The 22331-nt window shown below is 72.6% G+C and carries 16 protein-coding genes; 9 read left to right on the plus strand and 7 right to left on the minus strand.

Going from position 1 to position 22331, the window contains the following annotated elements; translation table 11 throughout:
• Positions 1-33: 33 nt before the first annotated feature.
• Positions 34-1203, minus strand: a complete 1170-nt coding sequence (locus ACF089_RS01280) for a PQQ-dependent sugar dehydrogenase (protein ID WP_392021546.1) — start codon at positions 1201-1203, stop codon at positions 34-36.
• A 227-nt stretch (positions 1204-1430) separates the two neighbouring features.
• Complete coding sequence (locus tag ACF089_RS01285) at positions 1431-2444, minus strand: aldo/keto reductase (protein WP_392020191.1); 1014 nt, start codon at positions 2442-2444, stop codon at positions 1431-1433.
• A gap of 55 nt (positions 2445-2499) precedes the next feature.
• On the opposite strand from ACF089_RS01285, the gene ACF089_RS01290 reads away from it, so the two are divergent.
• The 6 genes from ACF089_RS01290 to serA all read left to right on the plus strand — a co-directional run bounded on the left by ACF089_RS01290 (position 2500) and on the right by serA (position 12403).
• Positions 2500-3447 carry a 2-hydroxyacid dehydrogenase gene (locus tag ACF089_RS01290; protein ID WP_392020194.1) on the plus strand — a complete coding sequence of 316 codons (948 nt, stop codon included), beginning with the start codon at positions 2500-2502 and terminating at the stop codon, positions 3445-3447.
• A gap of 275 nt (positions 3448-3722) precedes the next feature.
• Positions 3723-6626 (plus strand): putative bifunctional diguanylate cyclase/phosphodiesterase, encoded by a 2904-nt coding sequence (locus tag ACF089_RS01295; protein ID WP_392020197.1) that lies wholly within the window; start codon positions 3723-3725, stop codon positions 6624-6626.
• A gap of 295 nt (positions 6627-6921) precedes the next feature.
• On the plus strand, positions 6922-8781 hold the full coding sequence (locus tag ACF089_RS01300) for an acetolactate synthase large subunit (RefSeq protein ID WP_392020201.1): 1860 nt from the start codon (positions 6922-6924) through the stop codon (positions 8779-8781).
• 29 nt (positions 8782-8810) lie between these two features.
• Positions 8811-9335, plus strand: coding sequence for an acetolactate synthase small subunit (ilvN, locus tag ACF089_RS01305; protein WP_392020204.1), 525 nt, complete (start codon positions 8811-8813; stop codon positions 9333-9335).
• A 149-nt stretch (positions 9336-9484) separates the two neighbouring features.
• Entirely contained in the window at positions 9485-10486 is a 1002-nt protein-coding gene (ilvC, locus tag ACF089_RS01310; RefSeq protein WP_392020207.1) for a ketol-acid reductoisomerase, read from the plus strand.
• Positions 10487-10786: 300 nt separating this feature from the next.
• Positions 10787-12403 carry a phosphoglycerate dehydrogenase gene (gene serA / locus ACF089_RS01315; RefSeq protein ID WP_392020208.1) on the plus strand — a complete coding sequence of 539 codons (1617 nt, stop codon included), beginning with the start codon at positions 10787-10789 and terminating at the stop codon, positions 12401-12403.
• A 109-nt stretch (positions 12404-12512) separates the two neighbouring features.
• On the opposite strand, the gene ACF089_RS01320 is transcribed toward serA, so the two are convergent.
• The gene (locus ACF089_RS01320) at positions 12513-13283 is read right to left on the minus strand and encodes a class I SAM-dependent methyltransferase (RefSeq protein WP_392020211.1); all 771 of its coding nucleotides are present in this window, start codon (positions 13281-13283) and stop codon (positions 12513-12515) included.
• 454 nt (positions 13284-13737) lie between these two features.
• Positions 13738-14997 (minus strand): PucR family transcriptional regulator, encoded by a 1260-nt coding sequence (locus ACF089_RS01325; RefSeq protein ID WP_392020213.1) that lies wholly within the window; start codon positions 14995-14997, stop codon positions 13738-13740.
• Positions 14998-15172: 175 nt separating this feature from the next.
• On the opposite strand from ACF089_RS01325, the gene ACF089_RS01330 reads away from it, so the two are divergent.
• Both ACF089_RS01330 and pruA read left to right on the plus strand, forming a co-directional pair.
• Positions 15173-16099 carry a proline dehydrogenase family protein gene (locus tag ACF089_RS01330; protein ID WP_392020216.1) on the plus strand — a complete coding sequence of 309 codons (927 nt, stop codon included), beginning with the start codon at positions 15173-15175 and terminating at the stop codon, positions 16097-16099.
• 42 nt (positions 16100-16141) lie between these two features.
• Complete coding sequence (gene pruA / locus ACF089_RS01335) at positions 16142-17773, plus strand: L-glutamate gamma-semialdehyde dehydrogenase (protein ID WP_392020218.1); 1632 nt, start codon at positions 16142-16144, stop codon at positions 17771-17773.
• A 282-nt stretch (positions 17774-18055) separates the two neighbouring features.
• Here pruA and ACF089_RS01340 read toward each other — a convergent pair whose 3' ends face one another.
• Genes ACF089_RS01340 through ACF089_RS01350 form a run of 3 tightly spaced genes read right to left on the minus strand, consistent with a single transcriptional unit; the run spans position 18056 to position 20738 of the window.
• On the minus strand, positions 18056-19243 hold the full coding sequence (locus tag ACF089_RS01340) for a lysophospholipid acyltransferase family protein (protein WP_392020221.1): 1188 nt from the start codon (positions 19241-19243) through the stop codon (positions 18056-18058).
• Between the two features lie 56 nt (positions 19244-19299).
• Complete coding sequence (locus ACF089_RS01345) at positions 19300-20166, minus strand: phosphatidate cytidylyltransferase (protein WP_392020224.1); 867 nt, start codon at positions 20164-20166, stop codon at positions 19300-19302.
• The gene (locus tag ACF089_RS01350) at positions 20163-20738 is read right to left on the minus strand and encodes a CDP-alcohol phosphatidyltransferase family protein (protein ID WP_392020226.1); all 576 of its coding nucleotides are present in this window, start codon (positions 20736-20738) and stop codon (positions 20163-20165) included. Before ACF089_RS01350 ends, ACF089_RS01345 begins: the two co-directional genes overlap by 4 nt.
• A gap of 89 nt (positions 20739-20827) precedes the next feature.
• Between ACF089_RS01350 and ACF089_RS01355 the strand changes: the two genes are divergently transcribed.
• Positions 20828-21388: a GNAT family N-acetyltransferase gene (locus tag ACF089_RS01355; RefSeq protein ID WP_392020229.1), complete on the plus strand. Its 561-nt coding sequence runs from the start codon at positions 20828-20830 to the stop codon at positions 21386-21388.
• Positions 21389-22331 lie beyond the last annotated feature (943 nt).

Here is a 22331-nt window from a genome sequence, read left to right on the forward strand (position 1 = left end):
CCGGCGGCTCGGCTCCGCTCGGCTCACCTTCAGTCAGCTCACCTCCAGGCCGAGGATCCGGTCGTCCCCCCGCTCCGGTGTGCCGCGGGTGTCGGTCTCGCTGGTGACCAGCCAGAGCCGGGAGCCGCCCGCGGCGACGACGGTGCGGAGCCGGCCGTGCTTCCCGTTGAGGAAGGCCTCGGAATCGGCGGACGGCTTCGTGCCGTCCAGCGGGACGCGCCACAGCCGCTCGCCGCGCAGCCCCGCCATCCAGATCGAGCCCTCGGCGTAGGCGATCCCGCTGGGGGAGGCCTCCTCGGTGGGCCACTGGGCCACCGGGTCCACGAAGCCGGCCTTCCCGCCCCTGCCCTCGACCTCGGGCCAGCCGTAGTTCTTCCCCGGCTCGATCAGATTCAGCTCGTCCCAGGTGTTCTGGCCGAACTCAGCCGCCCACAGCCGGTCCCGGGAGTCCCAGGCCAGACCCTGCACATTGCGGTGGCCGAGCGAGTACACCAGCGAATCGGGCTTCGGGTTGTCCGGCGCGGGCCGGCCGTCGGGCGTCATCCGGAGGATCTTCCCGCCGAGCGACTCCGGGTCCTGGGCCAGTCCGGTCTCGCCCACCTCGCCGGTCCCGGCGTACAGCATCTTGTCGGGGCCGAAAGCGATCCGCCCGCCGTTGTGGGTCAGCCCCTTGGGGATGTCCCGCAGGACGGTGTCGGGAGCGCCCAGCTGCTGACCGGCCGGTTTCCGCTCGTCGAAGAGCATCCGGGCGATCCGGTTGTCCGACTCGGTGGTGAAGTACGCGTACACCTGCCGGTCCGAGGCGAACGCGGGGGAGACCGCGAGCCCGAGCAGCCCGCCCTCGCCGCCGGGGGAGACGCCCGGCACCGAGCCGACCGGCGTCTTCTTCCCGTCCTCCGCGCCGACCCGGGTCACGGTGCCCTCGTCCCGCGAGGCGACCAGCAGATCGCCGCCGGGCAGCACGGCCACGCCCCACGGCGACTTCAGCCCCTCGGTCAGGGTGGAGGCCGTCCTCACGGAGCCCTTCGCGGGCGGCGGCGAGGGCTCCGGCGTGCCGGCGGGGCCCGAGGACTCGGGGCCGGGGGAGCGGGGGGCCGAGGCGGAGGGCGTCAGTCCGGGCAGTCCGCCCGACTCCCCGTCACCGCCGTCCGAGGCGCACCCCGTGGCCAGCAGGGCCACGGCAGCGGCCAGCGCGGCCGTCACACAGGGACGTTGCTGCACAGTTCCGATCCTTCCGAAGGCGGTGTGAGCTGCTCACCACCCTTCCTACACCGCCGGGCGCCCCCCAGCGGCCGGATCTCCCGCACGGAAACCGATCCGCGACCCGCGCCGCCCGTCCATGACCCGCGACCCGCATCGACCCATGACCCGCACCGACCGAGGTCCCGCGCCGCCCTCGCGACCCGCACCCGCCCCGCGACCGCCCCCGCTCAGTCCCACGACCCCCGCGCCCGCGGCAGCCCCGCTATCTCCCAGACGTCCCGGGGCGAGAGCCCCACCCGTACGGCCGCCGCGTTCTGCACCGCCCACTCCACCCGCTTCGTCCCCGGCACCACGACCACGTTCCGGCCGCGTCCCAGCACCCACGCGAGCGCGACCTGCGCCGGAGTCGTCCCCGGCCCGTGCCGTTCCGCGATCCGGCGCAGCCCCGACACCAGCGGCTGGTTCGCCGCCATCATCTCCGCCGTGAATCTCGGGTGCCGGGCCCGCAGATCGTCCGGCTCGAAGCCCTGCCCCGGCGTCAGCGTCCCGCTCAGATATCCGTTCCCCAGCGGCATCGCCGCCAGGAACCCGATCCCGCGCGTCTCGCACCAGGGCAGCAGCCGCTCCAGGGCCTGCTGCGACCAGACCGACAGCTCCGCCTGCACGGCGCTCACGGGGAAGACCTGCTGGACCCGTTCCAATTGCCGGATCGTTCCCTCGTACAGATCTCCGGCGGATCTGTGTGCGGTGCGTACGCCCACCGAGCCCACGCCCATCGCGGAGACCCCGAGCGCCCGCACCTTCCCGGCCCCCACCAGCTCCGCCATCGCCCCCCAGGTCTCCTCGACCGGGACCTCGGGATCGGCTCGGTGCAGCTGATAGAGATCGATGACATCGGTCTGGAGCCGCCGCAGCGAGGCGTCGCAGGCCCGCTTGACGTAGCCGGGCCGTCCGTTGGCCACCACATGCTGGTCACCGGCGAGCAGTCCGACCTTGGTCGAGACGAACGCGTCCTTCCGCCGCCCCTTCAACGCCCGCCCGAGCAGCAGCTCATTGGTGAAGGGCCCGTACATGTCGGCGGTGTCCAGCAGGGTCGAGCCCGCGTCCAGCGCGGCGTGCACCGTACGCAGCGATCGCTCCCCGTGCCGCTGTGAGGCGGTGTACGCCCAGCTCATCGGCATACAGCCGAGGCCGACCGCCCCCACCTCCAGCGCCGCCGCACCCAGTGTCCTGCGCTCCACCTGCCCGTACCCCTCCCTCGGCCGTCCCCCAAACTAACCAATTAGCCTGCTGACCATGACGTCTGACATCTGGCTCTCGATAGCGGCCGACGAGATCGACGGGCTCCCCGCGCTCTCCGGAACGGATTTCGCCTACCGTTTCTGGGACGGCGGCCCGGACTTCCCCGCCGATCCGGCCGACTGCGCCTTCTACACCGTCCCCTACTTCAAGCCGGACATCGCTGTGGTCCCGCTGCCCGGGATGCGCTCTCTGCGGGTCGTTCAGACACTCTCCGCAGGCATCGACCATGTCGAACCCGGCCTCGGAATGTTGCCTTCCGGCGTACGCCTCTGCAACGCCAAGGGCGTGCACGAGGCCTCCACCGCCGAGCTGGCGCTCGCCCTCACCCTCGCCTCGCTCCGTGACATCCCCGGTTTCGTCCGCGGCCAGGAGGCCCAGGAGTGGCGGGCCGGCTTCTATCCTGCGCTCGCCGACAAGACCGTCCTGGTGATCGGTTACGGCTCGATCGGCGCGGCGATCGAGGACCGGCTCGTTCCCTTTGAGTGCGCGCGGGTGGTGCGCGCCGCGCGCTCCGCCCGCACCACGGCGCGCGGGGAGGTGCACGCCATCGCCGATGTGCCCGCTCTGCTCCCGGACGCCGATGTGGTCATCCTCTCCACCCCGCTGACCGCCGGGACGAAGGGCCTGGTGAACGCGGAGTTCCTGGCCCGGATGAAGGACGGTGCACTTCTGGTCAATGTCGCCCGCGGCGCGGTGGTGGACACCGAGGCGCTTCTCGCGGAGGTCGCCACCGGCCGGCTGACGGCGGCCCTCGATGTCACCGACCCCGAGCCGCTGCCCTCCGGACACCCGCTGTGGCACGCTCCTGGAGTGCTGATCAGTCCCCATGTCGGAGGTTCCACTTCCGCCTTTCTGCCGCGCGCCAAGCGGCTCCTCGCGGGCCAGGTCCGCCGGTTCGTCGCGGGCGAGCCGCTGGAGAATGTCGTACTCACCACCGAATAGCCCCAGCCTTCCCCAGCCACCCGGTGCACAGGCACCATGACAGCGACGCCCCGTCACTCCGTCGTCACAAGCGAAAACTCTGCGAAGTCATCCGATCGCTCCGCGTGCCTGCGTGGCGAGAGGTGGTCACTGAGAGTAGAGGGCCTATGTCCCTGAGTGACATTCCTGGTGTATCGTCCGGACCTGGGGGCCGCACCAGGACACAAGGGGCGGTGCGCTGAGGCGACCTGACTGCCGATCAGACTTCGAGGGGGGCGACGGGCGATGCACGGCCAATGGACCCAAGATCCGACACGGCGAGGACGTCGACGACGACCCTCGCCCGTCTCCCTCTCCCACCGCCACCTCGCGGCGTTCCCCTCCCGGGCCGCCGCCGCACCGCGAGGAGCGGCCCGGTGAGCGCCCCGGGGGCGCTGATGGCCCGTGAGTCGGTCCCCGCCGGCACCGGACTCCTCACCCAGCTGCTCCTCGCCCTCGTCTGCGCCGGATACGCCGTGGGCGCCGCCCTCGGCTGGGGCTCGCGCGAACTGGCACTGATCATGGGCGATTTCGGCCTCAGCGCCGGCGCCCTGATCGCCGCCGTCTCCTGCTTCCTCTACGCCCGCATCAGCCCGCCCCGGGCCCGCCCCGCCTGGCTGCTCTTCGCCCTCTCCTCCGCCATGGCCTGCGCGGGAAACGCCGTATGGGGCTGGTACGAGATCGTGCTGGACCGCGAGGTCCCCGGCCGGTCCGTCGCCGATCTCTTCTTCCTCTGCTTCGCCCCGCCCGCCATCGTCGGCCTGCTCGTCCTCGCCAAACGCCCGGTCACCCGGGCCGGCTGGGTCTGCCTCGCGCTCGACGCCTGGCTGATCGGCGGCTCGCTGCTGACCCTCTCCTGGAGCCTCGCGCTCGCCCACACCACCCGGGTGCAGGGCGAGAGCGTGGCCCCCGCCGCGCTCGCGCTCGCCTATCCGCTGCTGGACATCGTCCTGGTCAGCATGGTCTTCGCCCTCCACTTCCGGCGCTCGGCCACCAACCGCTCGGCGGTCAACACCGCGATCGGCGCCCTGGCCCTGACCGTCGTCTGCGACGCCCTGTTCACCTCCCCGCTGCTGCGCGAGACCTACCGCTCCGGGCAGCTGCTCGACGCGGGCTGGTTCGCCGGATCCCTGCTGCTGGCCTACGCCCCCTGGGGCGCGCGCCGCAGCGCGGAGACGGCGCGACGGCCCGCCGCCCCGCGCGCCCCCGGCCGCCCGGTCGCCGGCTCGCTGGCCGCCCTCACTCCCTATCTCGCCGCCGCCGTCTGCACTCTCGGGATCCTCTACAACGTGGTCGAGGGGCGCACCGTGGACCGAGTCGTCGTCCTCACCGGCTGCACGGTGGTGCTCGCCCTCGTCGTCCGGCAGGGCATCATGCTCCAGGACAATGTCGCCCTCACCCATGAGCTGGCCCAGAAGGAGAACCACTTCCGCTCCCTGGTCCAGGGCTCCAGCGACGTCATCATGATCGCCGCCCCCGGCGGCACGCTGCACTATGTGAGCCCCGCCGCCTCCGGGGTCTACGGACGGCACGCGGAGGAGCTGGTCGGCTCCCCGCTCTCCTCCCTCATCCACCCCGACGACCTCGGCCGGGTCCTGCACGAGGTGCGCCGCTTCCTGGCGGCCCCGGCCCCGGACGAGCCGACCACCCGGATCGAGTGCCGCTTCAAGTCCGGCTCCGGCGACTGGCTCAATGTGGAGTCCACCGTCAATCGCCACCAGGGCGGACTGATCTTCAACAGCCGGGACGTCACCGACCGGGTGCGGCTCCAGGCCCAGCTCCAGCACAGCGCCGAGCACGACCCGCTCACCGATCTCCCCAACCGGGCGCTGTTCACCGAGCGGGTGCGGCAGGCGCTCACCGGCAGACGCGCCGGCGATCCGGGCACCGCCGTGCTCTTCATCGACCTCGACGGCTTCAAGGCCGTCAACGACCGCCTCGGCCATCAGGCCGGCGACCAGCTGCTGATCCAGGCCGCGCACCGGCTGGAGGACTCCGTACGCTCCGGAGACACCGCCGCCCGGCTCGGCGGGGACGAGTTCGCCGCCCTCATCCTCGGCGAGGGCATCCGGGACCAGACCGACCGCGAGAGCCAGGTGGTCGAGATCGCCGACCGGCTGCGGCTCACCCTCTCCCAGCCCTACCGCATCGACGGCAACGACGTCCGGGTCGCCGCCTCCATCGGGGTCGCCTTCGCCGAGAAGGGCATCACCCCCACCGACCTCATGCGCAACGCGGACCTCGCCATGTACCGGGCCAAGGCCGGCGGCAAGGACCGCGTCGAGCTGTACGTGCCCCAGATGCAGGCCGAGGTGGTGCGCCGCACCGAGCTGGCCGCCCGGCTGCGCAGCGCGCTCCACGAGGGCGAGTTCGCCCTCCTCCACCAGCCGGTGGTCAGTCTCACCACCGGCCGGATCGAGTCCGTCACCGCCCAGGCCCGCTGGCGCTCCGCCCAGGGCATCCTCTTCACCCCGGCCGAGTATCTGCGGGTCTCCGCCGACAGCGACCGCGCCGCCGAGCTGGGCCGCTGGCTGCTGGAGGAGGCCGTCCAGCAGGCCGCCGAGCGGAATCGGCTCGGCCACCGGGTCCCCGTCACCGTCCGGCTCTCGGCCCGCCGGCTGCTGGACCGGTCCCTGCCGATGGGCACGGTGGAGGCCCTGCTCACCCGCCATGGGCTGCCCTCCGGGGCGCTCGTCGTGGAGCTGGCCGACAGCGATCCGCGGATCTCCTTCGACGAGCTGGAGCAGCGTCTGGTGAGCCTGCGCAGACTCGGCGTACGGATCGCGCTCGACGGCTTCGGCACCGGCCACGCCGCCTTCACCGCCCTGCGCAGGCTCCCCGTGGACATACTGAAACTCGACCGATGTCTGGTCGAGGGCGTGGTGGAGTCCGCCCGGCTGCACAAGATCACCAATGGGCTGCTGAGAATCGCCGGCGATCTCGGCCTCCAGACGGTGGCCGACGGCGTGGACGCCCCCGAGCAGGTCATCGCCCTGCGCGCGATGGGGTGCACCCACGGCCAGGGCATGGCCTTCTCCGGACTGCTCGACGAGTACCGGCTCCGCCGCGCCCTGGTACGGGACGACTTCCCGGTGCCCGGCGGGCTCGCCATGCCCGTCCCGCACCGCTGGCGGGTGGAGCATCCCCAGTGGACGAAATGACCGACGGACCACATAGTGAGACTCGCGTCCCACCCGCTTGACAGTGATGGCGGGTCAGGGAGAGGGTCAATGCCATGCGCACCCGAATTCTCGTACTTGGAAAGCGCGTCGGCTGAGCAGGGACCTCACACCAAGGCCCCCGCTGACTCCCTCCCGACGCGCTCCCCTCGCCTGCCTCACGGCACGAGGGGTTTTTTGTTGCACCGATGCCCGTGCCCAAGCACAAGAATCCACGCGAAACCCTCAGCCAGACATCGCAGAACCCTCAGCTTCAGCCCTCAGCTTCGAGAAGAGAATGCCGATGACCGAGCAGGCCTCCGGGGCCCACCATCCGCAGCCGCGGGCCCGTAACGGCGGACACCCGACCTCCGCAGTCGAGCACGTCACGGGCGCGCAGTCCCTCATCCGCTCTCTCGAGGAAGTGGGCGCCGACACCGTCTTCGGCATCCCCGGCGGCGCCATCCTCCCCGCGTACGACCCGATGATGGACTCCACCCGGGTCCGTCACATCCTCGTCCGCCACGAACAGGGCGCGGGCCACGCCGCCACCGGCTACGCCCAGGCCACCGGCAAGGTCGGGGTCTGTATGGCCACCTCGGGCCCGGGCGCCACCAATCTGGTCACCCCGATCGCCGACGCCCACATGGACTCCGTCCCGCTGGTCGCGATCACCGGTCAGGTCGCCTCCAAGGCGATCGGCACCGACGCCTTCCAGGAGGCGGACATCGTCGGCATCACCATGCCGATCACCAAGCACAACTTCCTGGTCACCAAGGCCGAGGACATTCCGCGGACCATCGCCGAGGCCTTCCACATCGCCTCCACCGGCCGCCCCGGACCCGTCCTGGTCGACATCGCCAAGGACGCCCTCCAGGCCCGGACCACCTTCAGCTGGCCGCCCGCCCAGGATCTGCCCGGCTACCGCCCGGTCACCAAGCCGCACGCCAAGCAGATCCGTGAGGCCGCCAAGCTGATCGTCCAGGCCAGGCGCCCGGTCCTCTACGTCGGCGGCGGGGTCATCAAGGCCCACGCCACCGCCGAGCTGAAGGTTCTCGCGGAACTCACCGGAGCCCCCGTCACCACCACCCTGATGGCGCTGGGCGCATTCCCCGACAGCCACCCGCTGCACGTCGGAATGCCGGGCATGCACGGTGCGGTCACCGCCGTCACCGCTCTCCAGAAGGCCGACCTGATCGTCGCCCTCGGAGCCCGTTTCGATGACCGCGTCACCGGAAAGCTCGACAGCTTCGCCCCCTTCGCGAAGATCGTCCACGCCGATATCGACCCGGCCGAGATCGGCAAGAACCGCCTCGCCGACGTCCCGATCGTCGGCGACGCCCGCGAGGTCATCGCCGATCTGGTCCAGGCCGTCCAGGCCGAGCACAGCGAGGGCCGCACCGGCGACTACGCCCTGTGGTGGAAGGACCTCAACCGCTGGCGCGAGACCTACCCCCTCGGCTACGACCAGCCCGAGAACGGCAGCCTCTCCCCGCAGCAGGTCATCCAGCGCATCGGACAGCTCGCCCCCGCCGACACCATCTACGCGGCCGGCGTCGGTCAGCACCAGATGTGGGCGGCCCACTTCATCACCTACGACCAGCCCGCCACCTGGCTGAACTCCGGCGGCGCCGGAACGATGGGGTACGCGGTCCCCGCGGCCATGGGCGCCAAGGCCGGCGCCCCGGACCGCACCGTCTGGGCGATCGACGGCGACGGCTGCTTCCAGATGACCAACCAGGAACTCACCACCTGCGCGCTCAACAACATCCCGATCAAGGTCGCCATCATCAACAACGGCGCCCTCGGGATGGTCCGCCAGTGGCAGACCCTCTTCTACAACCAGCGCTACTCCAACACCGTGCTGCACTCCGGTCCCGACGCCTCCGGCACGGAGCCCAGCGCCGGCACCCGGGTCCCCGACTTCGTCAAACTCTCCGAGGCCATGGGCTGCTACGCGCTGCGCTGCGAGTCCCCGGACGACCTCGACAAGGTCATCGCCGAGGCCAACGCCGTCAACGACCGGCCCGTCGTGATCGACTTCATCGTCCACGAGGACGCCATGGTGTGGCCGATGGTCGCCGCCGGCACCTCCAACGACGAGGTCATGGCCGCCCGGGGCGTCCGCCCCGACTTCGGCGACGGCGAAGACGACTGAGCGAGCAGAGAGAGACGAGAGACCGACCCATGTCCAAGCACACGCTCTCCGTCCTGGTCGAGAACACCCCCGGCATCCTCGCCCGGATCGCCGCCCTGTTCTCCCGCCGGGGCTTCAACATCGACTCGCTCGCCGTCGGCGTCACCGAGCACCCCGACATCTCCCGCATCACCATCGTGGTCAATGTCGAGGACCTCCCGCTGGAGCAGGTGACCAAGCAGCTCAACAAGCTGGTCAACGTCCTCAAGATCGTCGAGCTGGAGCCCGGCGGCGCGATCCAGCGCGAACTGGTCCTGGTGAAGGTCCGCGCCGACAACGAGACCCGCTCCCAGATCGTCGAGATCGTCCAGCTGTTCCGCGCCAAGACGGTGGACGTCTCGCCCGACGCCGTCACCATCGAGGCCACCGGTTCGGGTGACAAGCTGGACGCCATGCTCAAGATGCTGGAGCCCTTCGGCATCAAGGAGCTGGTCCAGTCCGGCACCATCGCCATAGGGCGCGGCGCCCGGTCGATCACCGACCGCTCGCTGCGCGCGCTGGACCGCAGCGCCTAGCACCCCGGACCCCGCCCGGGGCCGTGCCGACCGCCGGACCGCCTCCGGCCCGGCCCCGCGGCGACTGCTCGCTATGCGAGACCGGAAGACTTCCTCATCCACCCCCGCCGTACGGTGGGACGCACACCTGTACACCAAGGAGATACCCAGTGGCCGAGCTGTTCTACGACGACGACGCCGACCTGTCCATCATCCAGAACCGCAAGGTCGCGGTCATCGGCTACGGCAGCCAGGGCCACGCCCACGCGCTGTCGCTCCGCGACTCGGGCGTCGACGTCCGCGTCGGTCTGCACGAGGGCTCCAAGTCCAAGGCCAAGGCCGAGGAGCAGGGCCTGCGCGTCGTCACCCCGGCCGAGGCCGCGGCCGAGGCCGACGTCATCATGATCCTGGTGCCGGACCCGATCCAGGGCCAGGTCTACGAGGAGTCCATCGCCCCGAACCTGAAGGACGGCGACGCGCTGTTCTTCGGCCACGGACTCAACATCCGCTACGGCTTCATCAAGCCGCCGGCCGGCGTCGACGTCGCCATGGTCGCCCCGAAGGGCCCGGGCCACCTGGTCCGCCGTCAGTACGAGGAGGGCCGCGGCGTTCCGTGTATCGCCGCCGTCGAGCAGGACGCCACGGGCAACGGCTTCGCGCTGGCCCTGTCGTACGCCAAGGGCATCGGCGGCACCCGCGCCGGCGTCATCAAGACCACCTTCACCGAGGAGACCGAGACCGACCTCTTCGGCGAGCAGGCCGTGCTGTGCGGCGGTGCCTCGGCGCTGGTCAAGGCGGGCTTCGAGACCCTGGTCGAGGCCGGCTACCAGCCGGAGATCGCGTACTTCGAGTGCCTCCACGAGCTGAAGCTGATCGTGGACCTGATGTACGAGGGCGGCCTGGAGAAGATGCGCTGGTCGGTCTCCGAGACCGCCGAGTGGGGCGACTACATCACCGGCCCCCGCATCATCACGGACCAGACCAAGGCCGAGATGCGCAAGGTTCTCGCCGAAATCCAGGACGGCACCTTCGCCCGCAACTGGATGGACGAGTACCACGGCGGTCTGAAGAAGTACAACGAGTACAAGACGCAGGACGAGAACCACCTGCTGGAGACCACCGGCAAGGAGCTGCGCAAGCTCATGAGCTGGGTCGACAACGACGACGCGTGAGTCGTGGGCGAGGGCCGGGACGCCGATGTCCCGGCCCTTCGCCGTATCGCGCGCCGATCGGCGCCCGCCGCCCGCCGCCGAGGCGGCCGGACCGCGGCGCCGTGCCCGGGATCGTACGGCTTCTCCACTTCGTCCAGCCACGGACGGGTGATCCTGCCGTTCAGGCGTAAGAGATGGCCCGAGGCACCACTACACTTCTCAACAACACATACGCGTCAGGCCCACAGTGTCGTGCGTCTTCCACGCGGCTTGCCCCCTCCACCGCCTGCGGCCGTCGGGACGGCCGTCCGCACTGGACATGTGAGGACTCACGTGAGCTCGAAAACCAGCAAGAAGCCAGTGGTACTCATCGCTGAAGAGCTGTCGCCCGCCACTGTGGACGCGCTCGGCCCCGACTTCGAGATCCGCCACTGCAACGGGGCGGACCGGGCGGAGCTGATCCCCGCCATCGCCGATGTGGACGCGATCCTCGTGCGCTCCGCCACCAAGGTCGACGCCGAGGCCATCGCCGCCGCCCGCAAGCTGCGCGTCGTCGCCCGCGCCGGCGTCGGTCTGGACAATGTCGACGTCTCCGCCGCCACCAAGGCCGGCGTGATGGTGGTCAACGCCCCGACCTCCAACATCGTCACCGCGGCCGAGCTGGCCTGCGGCCTGCTGGTCGCCACCGCGCGCAACATCCCCCAGGCCAACACCGCCCTGAAGAACGGCGAGTGGAAGCGCTCCAAGTACACCGGCGTCGAGCTGAGCGAGAAGGTCCTCGGCGTCGTCGGCCTCGGCCGGATCGGCGTCCTGGTCGCCCAGCGGATGTCCGCCTTCGGGATGAAGATCGTCGCGTACGACCCCTATGTACAGCCCGCGCGGGCCGCGCAGATGGGCGTCAAGCTGCTCTCCCTCGACGAGCTGCTCGAAGTCGCCGACTTCATCACCGTCCACCTCCCCAAGACGCCCGAGACCCTCGGACTCATCGGCGACGACGCCCTCCACAAGGTCAAGCCGACCGTCCGGATCGTCAACGCCGCGCGCGGCGGGATCGTCGACGAGGAGGCGCTGTACTCGGCGCTCAAGGAGGGCCGGGTCGCGGGCGCGGGCCTCGACGTGTACGCCAAGGAGCCCTGCACCGACTCCCCGCTCTTCCAGTTCGACCAGGTCGTCTGCACCCCGCACCTCGGCGCCTCCACCGACGAGGCCCAGGAGAAGGCGGGCGTCGCGGTCGCCCGTTCCGTACGGCTCGCCCTCGCCGGCGAACTCGTCCCCGACGCGGTCAACGTCCAGGGCGGCGTGATCGCCGAGGACGTCAAGCCCGGACTGCCGCTGGCCGAGCGCCTCGGCCGGATCTTCACCGCCCTCGCGGGCGAGGTCGCCGTCCGGCTCGACGTCGAGGTGTACGGAGAGATCACCCAGCACGACGTCAAGGTGCTCGAACTGTCCGCGCTCAAGGGCGTGTTCGAGGACGTCGTCGACGAGACGGTCTCCTATGTCAACGCCCCGCTCTTCGCCCAGGAGCGCGGTGTCGAGGTCCGGCTGACGACCAGCTCGGAGTCCCCGGACCACCGCAATGTCGTCACCGTCCGCGGCACCCTCTCCGGCGGCGAGGAGGTCTCGGTCTCCGGCACGCTCGCCGGACCCAAGAACTTCCAGAAGATCGTCGCCATCGGCGACCACGATGTGGACCTCGCCCTCGCCGACCACATGGCCGTCCTGCGCTACGAGGACCGTCCCGGCGTCGTCGGCACGGTCGGCCGGATCCTCGGCGAGGCCGGGCTGAACATCGCGGGCATGCAGGTCTCCCGCGCCGAGGAGGGCGGCGAGGCCCTCGTCGTCCTCACCGTGGACGAGAATGTGCCGCAGCCGGTGCTCAACGAGATCGCGGAGGAGATCGGCGCGACCTCCGCGCGCTCGGTGAATCTGACCGACTGATCCACCGCTGTTCGCGACGGCGAGGGCCCGGCGCCCCGAAGCCCAAGGCTTCGGAACGCCGGGCCCTCACCCGTATCCGCCCGCCCGGTCCGCCGGGCGGGCCCGCCGCTCAGCGGACGGCGACCAGCACGCTGTCGTCGCCGCACTGCCAGACCGTGGTGACCGTGCTGAAGCCCGCCGCCAGCAGCATCTCCGTCTGCTCCGAGGTGCTCAGATCGTTCGGCGGGGCGAAGGCCCGCTGCCCCACCGCCGTCCGCGCCCGCGCCTCGACCAGATCGGCCAGCTCGGGCTCGGCGAGAAACGCCTTCCACCAGGACGCCCAGTCCTCCCGGTCCGCCCTGCCGACCCGCTCGGCGCGCGCGTCACGAATCTGACGGGCCAGCCCCCGCACCGTCTCCGAACGGTTCGGCTCACGGTTGTTCGCGTCCACGAAGACCCCGCCCGGCTCCAGCCTCGCCGCCAGATCGCGGTAGACGGCGGCCAGATCGTCCGGGTCCAGCCAGTGCAGCGCCGTCGAGCTGACCGCCGCGTGCCACGGCTTGCCCTGCGAGGCCCGGTCCGCCCAGCCGGGGGCGTTGAGATCGTCGAGCAGCAGCCGCGCGCCGGTGCCGACCACGGCCTCCTCGGCCAGCCCCAGCATCAGCGGATCGCCGTCCACGCCGACCACATCCGCGTGCGGCAGGGCGCGCGCGAGCCGGATCGTGAGCGACGCGGCCCCACACCCCAGATCGACGATTCTGGGTTCCGCAGGCGCGGTCCGTTCCAGGGCCCACCGGGTGACATCGAGTACCACCTCGAACCGCTCGTCCCGGTCCGGGCTGTAGCGCTCCTGCTGTTCGTCCCATCGTCGCAACCACTTACGGGCTGTCTCACCGAGCATCGCTGCCTCTTCTCATACGTTCGCCGAACGGGATCGTGGCCTGCGGTACATGCGCGTCCTCGCCGGTCCGGGCCGGGCGAGGTGTCGTGGGAAGGCGGTCCGCGCCGGGAAGGCCGGCCGGGCACGACGGCGGGAGTCACTCCGCGCCGGGGAACGGGTCAACGACCCTTGTGACGTGCCGACACTCCTCCTGGCCTGCCTTCTGTCGTCGGTCAACGGGCAATGGGCGAGGGTACTGATACGGCCGCCGAAAGCGGCCCGGCACAAGATCAGATGCTAGCCCGAGGCTCTCCGGCCCTTCAAGACCGTCTTCGCCGACCGACCCCGTGACGTGCCGGGTTCACCCGGGTGGACGCCCCGGCCACGGACTCCTCCCGATCGCCGGATCACCCGATCACCGCCCGAGCCGCGGCCCCCCGGATCTCCGCCGGGGCCGCCGGATCCGGGCCGCCGATCACCGCTGGAGCCGGGCCGCCTTCAGCGCCATGTGCAGCAGCAGCCGGTCCTCGCCGTCCGCCAGATCCAGCCCGGTCAGCTGCTCCACCCGGGAGAGCCGGTAGTACAGCGTCTGCCGGTGCACACCCAGCGCCGACGCGGTGCGCCCCGCCTGCCCCGCGCAGTCCAGGAACACCTCGGCGGTACGCGCCAGCTCGGTGTGGGAGCGGTCCAGCAGGGCCCGTACGGCCAGATCGGGCACGGCGCGCCCGTACGGGCCGGCCAGCGCGGTCAGCATCCGATACGGCCCGATGTCCGCCCACTGCGCGACCGGGCCGAGCCGGGGCTGCGCCCGGGCCGTCCGCGCGGCGGCGGCCGCCTCCTGCCAGGCGGCGTTCAGACCGGTCAGACCGCGCCGGGGCGCGCCCACCCCGGCGGTCGCCGAGGGCCCCGCCGTGACGCGCAGCCGCTCGGCCGCGGTCAGCGCCGGGGCGGGGACGTCGGGGGCGCGCAGCCGCACCAGCACGGCGAGCGCGTGCTCCCCGTCGCCGGGGGCGGCCGGCCGAGCCGGCGGGGGAGCGCCGGGCTCCCCGGCCCCGGCGGCCGGAGCCCCCGGCGCGGCGGGGTCCGCCGCGCCCGCCGGGGCCGCCGGCACCGTGCACACCGCCGCCACCCCGGGCAGCGCCCGCGCCGACGCCGGGTCCGCCGAGGGCCACGGCGTCACACAGACCACCGCGTGCGGCCCCTCCGCACCGCGCTCGTCGCCGCCCAGCGCGGTGCGCAGCGCCGCCACCGCCATGTCGTACTGCCAGCCCCGCTCGGCGGTCAGCACCGCCCGCAGCTCCCGGGAGAGATCGGAGCCCGCCCGCTCCTCGTCCGCGAGCAGCGCCCCGATCCGCGCCGCGACCTCCATGGCGGCGGCCAGCTGGGCGTCCGTGGGGCCGGGGCTGGTGTCCAGCAGCCAGACATAGCCGAGGGCGATGCCCCGATGCCGTACGGGCAGGCAGATCCGGTCCCGGAACACCCCCGCGTCCGGGGCGGCCGGGATGCGGACCGGGCCCGTCGCCCGGGTGATGCCGAAGCCCTCGAACCAGGCGCGGACGGCGGGGGAGGACTTCCGGGTGAGGATCGAACGGGTCCTGACCGGGTCCATGGCGCTGTCGTCGTCGCTGTCGTGCGCACCGAAGGCGATCAGGCCGAAATCGCGGTTCTCCAGCGTGGCCGGGGCCGCCAGCAGGCCGGAGATCTCATCGACCAGTTCCTGGTAATCGCCCTTCATCCGGACATTCTGGCACGCCCTTCAGACATATGTCTGAGATCCGGGCCACGGATGCGTGACAGCTGTCGATGGCCGCTCCCCGGGGTGATCCTTAGATTTCACGGTGGTTCTTCGTGCCGTTCCGGATCCGTTCCACGGGTCCCGCCCGGCGCCCGTACTTCTGATGGAGGTCCCCGTGCTGGGTCCCGTGATCCTCGCCGCCTCGCGCAGCGACCAGATGCGCCGCATCGTTTCGGCCGCCCCGGTCACCAAGCCCGTGGTGAACCGTTTCATCGCCGGTGAGTCGGTCCTGGAGACGATCCCCGTCGTCCAGGAGACCGCCGCCGGCGGTCTGGAGATCACGCTCGACGTCCTCGGCGAGGACATCACCGACCCGGCCGAGGCGCTGCGCGCCCGGGACGCCTATCTGGAGCTGATCGAGGCCCTCGCGCCGCTCGGCCTCGGCGTCCGCGCCGAGATGTCGGTCAAGCTCTCCTCCTTCGGCCAGGCCCTCGCGGGCGGCCACGAGCTGGCGCTGAGGAACATCACCCCCGTCGTCGAGGCGGCCGCCGAGATCGGCACCACGGTCACCCTCGACATGGAGGACCACACCACCGTCGACTCGACCCTCGCGATCCACGCCGAGCTGCGCGAGCGCTTCCCCCAGACGGGCGCGGTCGTCCAGTCGTACCTCTTCCGCACCGAGGACGACTGCCGCGCGCTCGCCGAGGCGGGCTCGCGGGTCCGGCTGGTGAAGGGCGCCTACAAGGAGCCCGAGACCGTCGCGTACCAGGACAAGGCCGAGGTCGACAAGGCGTACATCCGCTGCCTGAAGATCCTCATGGAGGGCGAGGGCTACCCGATGATCGGGTCCCACGACCCCCGGATCATCGCCATCAGCCAGGAGCTGGCCCGGCGGGCCGGCCGTAAGCTGGAGGACTACGAGTTCCAGATGCTGTACGGCATCCGCGAGGCCGAGCAGCACCGCCTCGCCGCCGAGGGCCACCGGGTGCGGGTCTACATCGCCTACGGCACCGACTGGTACGGATATTTCATGCGCCGTCTGGCGGAGCGTCCGGCGAACCTGGCGTTCTTCCTGCGTTCGCTGGTCAGCCGCGGCTGAACCCCCACACCTGACCCACTGCTTTAAGGAGATGCGGCACCCATGGACGCTGTGACCAAGGTCCCCGCGCCGGTCAACGAGCCGGTGCACGGCTACGCCCCCGGCTCCCCGGAGCGCGCCCGCCTCGAGGCCAAGCTCAAGGAACTGGCCGAGAACCCGATCGAGCTGCCGATGACCATCGGCGGAGTGCGCCGGATGGGCGGTGGCGAGCGGGTCGACGTCGTCCAGCCGCACAACCACGGCGCGGTGATCGGCACCTTCGCCGGGGCCACCCAGCAGGACGCCCAGGACGCGATCGACGCCGCCCTGGCCGCGGCCCCCGCCTGGCGCGCGATGTCCTTCGACGACCGCGCCGCGATCATCCTGCGCGCCGCCGAGCTGCTCTCCGGCCCCTGGCGCGAGACGCTGGCCGCCTCCACCATGCTGGGCCAGTCCAAGACCGCCCAGCAGGCGGAGATCGACACTCCCTGCGAGCTGATCGACTTCTGGCGCTTCAATGTCGCCTACGCCCGCGACATCCTGGCCGAGCAGCCCCCGGCCAACGCGCCGGGCGTGTGGAACCGCATGGACCACCGCCCGCTGGAGGGCTTCGTCTACGCGATCACGCCCTTCAACTTCACCGCCATCGCGGGCAACCTGCCCACCGCGCCCGCCCTGATGGGCAATGTCGTGGTGTGGAAGCCGTCCCCGACGCAGACCCACTCCGCCGTGCTGCTGATGCGGCTGCTGGAGGAGGCCGGGCTGCCCAAGGGCGTCATCAACCTGGTGACCGGCGACGGCATCGCCGTCTCCGAGGTGGCCCTGAACCACCGCGATCTGGCCGGCATCCACTTCACCGGCTCGACCCCCACCTTCCAGCACCTGTGGAAGACGGTCGGCAACAACATCGCGAAGTACCGCTCCTACCCGCGCATCGTGGGCGAGACCGGCGGCAAGGACTTCGTGGTCGCGCACCCCAGCGCCGACCGCGCCGTGCTGAAGACCGCGCTGACCCGCGGCTCCTTCGAGTTCCAGGGCCAGAAGTGCTCCGCGTCCTCGCGTGCGTACATCCCGGCGTCCATCTGGAACGACGGCTTCAAGGAGCGGTTCGCGGCCGAGGTCGACGGGATCACCATGGGTGACGTCACCGATCTGTCGAACTTCATCGGCGCCGTGATCGACGAGCGCTCGTTCGCCAAGAACAAGGCCGCGATCGACCGTGCCGCGGCCGACCCGTCCTGCACGATCATCGCGGGCGGCACCTACGACGACTCGGTGGGCTACTTCGTCCGCCCGACCGTCATCGAGTGCGACGACCCGGAGAACGAGGTCTTCAAGGCCGAGTACTTCGGTCCGATCCTGGCGATCCACGTGTACGAGGATGACCAGTACGACGCCATGCTCGACCAGATGGAGTCGGTCTCCGACTACGCGCTGACCGGTGCGGTCATCTCCAACGACCGCGCCGCCGCCGCGCACACGATGGAGAAGCTCCGCTTCGCCGCGGGCAACTTCTACATCAACGACAAGTCGACCGGCGCCGTCGTCGGCCAGCAGCCCTTCGGCGGCGGCCGTGCCTCGGGCACCAACGACAAGGCGGGCGCCCCGCAGAACCTGATGCGCTGGACGCTGACCCGCGCGATCAAGGAGACGCTGGTCGCGCCGACGGAGTACGGCTACCCGCACATGGGCTGAGCCGCCCGACCGGGCGGGCCCGACGGCCCGCCCCTATGAACCCGCCCCCGTTCCGGCCCCCACGCCGGAACGGGGGCGGTTCCAACTCTATGGATGGCGAGCGCCGCGGACCGGTTCCGTTCCGGCGGCGGTGTTTCGCTCCCCGGCCGGCCCGGCGGCCGGGCCCCGTTCGGCCCGGGGCCGTGCGGCCTCGGCCGTGTCGAACGCGTCCGCGACCCCGGCGGCCGGGGCGGCGCCGGCCGGTGACGAGCAGGGTCGCGGGCGGGCCGGGAGCCGGGAGCGCTAGCGCCAGGCGGTGACGATCAGGGTCAGGGCGACGGCGAAGCCGCCGGTCAGCAGCGCCAGGAAGACGCCGTAGAACCGCCGGAAGCGGCGCAGCAGCAGGGCGAGGGCGGCGAACGACAGACCCGTGGTCAGGGTGCGGGAGCCGCGGGCCGCCGCCGCGGACGCCAGCCACTCGCCGGACGGCGCGTCCGCCCGGCCCGCCTCGGCCGCGTACACCTTGAACGGGATCCCGTTCCACGGCTGATGCCGTACCGCGCCCGCGGACTCGGCCGCCACCTGCTGCCGGGCCTCCGCGCGCATCCGGTCCGTGGTCAGCGGCGCGGGCGGGGCGAGACCCGCGCCCGTCAGCTGGAGCGTCAGCAGCGAACCGGCCAGACTGCCCGCCAGCGCGGTCGCCGAGAGCCGCAGCGCGGCCCGAGGGGCGGCCGTGCAGGCGGCGGCGAGCAGCAGCTCCGGCATCAGCGGCCAGCTCAGCGCCTCCGCGAAGGCCCAGACGAAGGCGATCGCCAGGCCCGCCCGCGAGGCGGCCAGGGAGGCGATCCGGCGGCGGGCCCGTGAGTCGCGCAGCGATTCGGCGCTGGTGCGCCGGTGCAGCGCCGAGACGGCCGCGCGGGCCTCCTCGGGAGTGGCCGACGGGGGCAGGGGAGCGCCGATCCGCACCCGTACCAGGGAGGAGCGCAGCCGTCCGTGCTTGGGCAGCAGCCGGTCCGTGCCCGCGATGCCGACCGGGACGACGGGGACGCCCGCCCGCTCGGCCAGCACCAGAGCGCCCCGGTGGAAGGAGCCCACCGGCCCGTCGCCGCCGCGCGTGCCCTCGGGGAAGAGGACGACCGCCCGCCCGGCCCGCAGTCCGTCCGTCATCGCCAGCAGATCGTCCATCCCGCCGCCGGTGCGCCGGACCGGGAACCCGGCGGCGAGCCGGCCGCAGATCCGGCTCCGCCAGGGCGAGGAGAACCAGTAGTCCGCGGCCGCGCCGATGGCGGGCTTGTGGCGGGCGTCCAGGGCGGCGAGCAGGGCCGCCGTGTCGGCGTGCGAGGAGTGGTTGGCGACCACCACACAGCCGCCCCGGGGCAGCCGGCCCCGCCGCTCCACCCCGCCCGTCAGGGTGAGCACCGTCCACCACAGCGCCCGCCGCAGCACCGCCGCCCAGCGGGAGCCGCCGGGCGCGCTCACGCTCGCGTTCACGGATACCGGCGCGGGTACGCGTGTCACGGCGGCCGGGTCGTGTTCCCCGCGCTCTCTCATCGCCCGGTCACCACCGTCGCCAGCAGCAGCGCCGGCAGCAGGGAGTCGATCCGGTCCAGGAGCCCGCCGAACCCCGGCAGCCAGGAGCCCGCGTCCTTGACGCCCGTCTCGCGCTTGACCATCGACTCCAGCAGATCGCCCAGCACACATCCGGCCAGCACCGCGGCCCACAGCACCGGCGAGAACGCGCCGACCGCCGCCAGGGTCAGCGCCGTGGCGGCCGCCGCCCCGGCCACGCCCGCCCAGGTCTTGTGCGGGGACAGCGGCGAGAGCCTTCGCGCGCCCGGACCGCGCCGGCCCAGCGCCGTACCGCCGCACCACGCGCCCACATCGCCGAGCGCCACGGCCAGCCCCACCGCGATCGCGGTCTCCTGGAGCGTCACCAGACCGGTGAGCGCCACCGGGATCCACAGCAGCGCGAAGACCGAGTGCGCGGCCCGGGTGAAGCCCCCGCCGGCGTCGCCCGCCAGCAGGGGCGGCAGCGCCGCCGCGAGCAGCAGCAGCCCCGCGGTGCGCAGATCCAGGGCTCCCGGGGCCAGCCACGCGAGCCCCGGCAGCAGTACCGAGGCCGCCGTGAGCACCGCCTGGTCGGCCCGGGGCAGCGCCGTCATCCGCGCGTACTCGCTCACCCCGATCACGCCGAGCGCGGCCGCCAGCGCGAACGCCCCGCCCTGCCCGAGCAGCAGCGGCCCCAGAAAAACCGGAGCGGCGATCGCCCATGTACGCCAGCGTCTTCGCAGCTCGGCCCGTATCCGCAGCCGTGCGGGGAGCGCGGCGACCGCGATTCCGCTCACCCCGAGCGCCCCGGCCACCAGCGGGATCGCCCGCCCGACCGCCTCGCCCGCGACCATGACCCCGCTCACGCGCCCGTCTCCTTCCAGAGCCGTCCCAGCCGCAGCAGCGCGGTGAGCAGCGATCCGGCCGCGATCACGATCAGCACCGGGACCGCCCAGCCGGTCGCCGCCGCGACCACCGCCAGCAGACAGCGCTCGGTCTTGCCCGCCGGCCCTCCGTTCAGCCGCCGGGCCCCGGCCGCCGCGCCCGCCAGCGAGACCCAGGACGGCAGGGTCGCGGCCAGCGCGGCGACCGCCACCAGCCACAGCGGCGCGAGGGTCAGAAAACCGGCGAGCACCGCCAGATCGGCCGCGCGGTCGCCGAGTTCGTTGAGCAGCGCGCCGCGCCGGGAGGTGCGGCCGGTCTCCCGGGCGAGCGCGCCGTCGAGATTGGCGCAGGCGAGCCGGGCCGCCAGCAGAACGGCGACCGGGAGGGCGGCGAGCGGGGCGGGCAGCCAGGCGAGCGCGGCGGCCGCGCCGGCGGCGCACACCACGCCCGCGGCCGTGAGCGCGTCGGGCGACACCTCACGGCGGACGAGCGCGCCCCGGACTCCGGAGAGCCGGGCCGCGTACCAGGGCTTGAGAGCGTAGAGGCCGTTCATGGCGCTCACTCTCGCCGTGTGGCTCATTCGCCACCATGGAGTGAATACTCAATTGGCCCGTGAGTACGTGCGGGGAGAGGCTCAGGCGTATGACCGAGTCGATCCGCACCCTGCACACCTCCCAACTCACCCCGGCCGACCTGGCCGCGATCCGCTCCCTCCTGCACGACGCCTTCGACGGGGACTTCGGGGAGGAGGACTGGGACCACACGCTCGGCGGGATGCACGTCCTTCTCCACGAGAGCGAGAACGGCTCCGCGAACGAGTCCGGGGACGCGCTGGTCGCGCACGGCAGCGTGATCATGCGCCGGGTGACGCACGGAGGGCGGTCGTACCGCATCGGATACGTCGAGGCCCTCGCCGTCCGCGCCGACCGCCGCCGCCAGGGTCTGGGCGGCCGGGCGATGGACGCGCTGGAGCAGATCATCGTCCGCTCCTACGCCTTCGGCGCGCTCTCCGCGTCGGACGAGGGCGCGGCGCTGTACCGCTCGCGCGGCTGGCGGCTCTGGCGGGGCCGGATCGAGGGGCTCGGCCCGGACGGCCCGGTGCGCTTCCCCGACGAGGAGGACTCCACCTTCGTCCTCGGCCCGTCCCCCGACCCCGCCGACTCCCCCCTCGCATTCGACTGGCGCGACGGCGACGTCCTCTGACCCCCGCTCCACAGGTGCCTTCGTCGCCGCCGCCGGAGCCGGGCACGGCCCCGGCGGTGGGCGCGGACCGGCCCGTACGAGGAGACTTCCCGCCTCCGCAGGCCGACGCCCACTGAGCTGTCAGCGAGTTCGACGTCCGTCCGTCCGCCCGCTGCGCGCCTCCGCGCCGTGTACGAGACCGGCGCGGAGGCGGGCGCGCCCGGCGGGGACCACTGAGTCGTACGGGACTCGGAGTCCGTCGCCTCCGCGCCGCGTGCGACCCGCCCGCCCGGCCCGGATCCCCGCGCTGTACGCCAGTTCACCGCCGCCCGCCCGGCCCGGCCGAGTTCATCGCGCCCTCCGCCACGCGGTACGCCCGGGTGCGTATCCCGGCCCCCTGCGGATCGCCCGTCGCCCCGGGTGCGTAGCTCGATCCCGTTCCGGCGGCCCGGCCGGCGCCCGGGCGGTCTGCCGGCCCGGGGCCGGGTCTGTGGCCGGCTCATCCGGCTCCGGACGGCATGGAGTCGGTGCTTTGCGGCGTCCGCCAGGCGGTACGCCCGCCGCCCCGGGTGCGTACCCGGACCCCACGCGGATCGCCCACCGCCCCGGGTGCGTAACCCAATCCCGTTCCGGCGGCCCGGCCGGTGCCCGGGCGGTCTGCCGGCCCGGGGCCGGCTCATCCGGCCCCGGACGGCATCGAGTCGGCCCTTGCGCGGTACGCCCGCCGCCCCCGGTCCGTACCCGGACCCCACGCGGATCGCCCGCCGCCCCCGGGCGGCGTACCCCGCGCCCGCGCCGTCGCGCCCAAGGCGGCCCGCGCCGCGCGCCCCCCGGCCGGGGGGGGGGGGGGGGGGGGGGGGCCCCCCCCCCCCCCCCCCCCCCGCCCCCGCCCCGCCCCCCCCCCCCCCGCCCCGGGGGGGGGTATAGACCTCCCAAAAAAAAATGAGGACGGCCAACATACGTG

Source organism: Streptomyces sp. NPDC014894, assembly GCF_043080985.1.
In the GTDB taxonomy this organism is placed as follows: Bacteria; Actinomycetota; Actinomycetes; order Streptomycetales; family Streptomycetaceae; genus Streptomyces.

Bases quoted from the DNA above. Each gene is read 5' to 3' on its own strand.
- ACF089_RS01290 (WP_392020194.1), top strand. From the start codon at position 2,500: ATGACGTCTGACATCTGGCTCTCGATAGCGGCCGACGAGATCGACGGG.
- ACF089_RS01295 (WP_392020197.1), top strand. From the start codon at position 3,723: ATGGACCCAAGATCCGACACGGCGAGGACGTCGACGACGACCCTCGCC.
- ACF089_RS01300 (WP_392020201.1), top strand. From the start codon at position 6,922: ATGCCGATGACCGAGCAGGCCTCCGGGGCCCACCATCCGCAGCCGCGG.
- ilvN (WP_392020204.1), top strand. From the start codon at position 8,811: ATGTCCAAGCACACGCTCTCCGTCCTGGTCGAGAACACCCCCGGCATC.
- ACF089_RS01320 (WP_392020211.1), bottom strand. From the start codon at position 13,283: ATGCTCGGTGAGACAGCCCGTAAGTGGTTGCGACGATGGGACGAACAG.
- ACF089_RS01325 (WP_392020213.1), bottom strand. From the start codon at position 14,997: ATGAAGGGCGATTACCAGGAACTGGTCGATGAGATCTCCGGCCTGCTG.
- pruA (WP_392020218.1), top strand. From the start codon at position 16,142: ATGGACGCTGTGACCAAGGTCCCCGCGCCGGTCAACGAGCCGGTGCAC.
- ACF089_RS01350 (WP_392020226.1), bottom strand. From the start codon at position 20,738: ATGAACGGCCTCTACGCTCTCAAGCCCTGGTACGCGGCCCGGCTCTCC.
- ACF089_RS01355 (WP_392020229.1), top strand. From the start codon at position 20,828: ATGACCGAGTCGATCCGCACCCTGCACACCTCCCAACTCACCCCGGCC.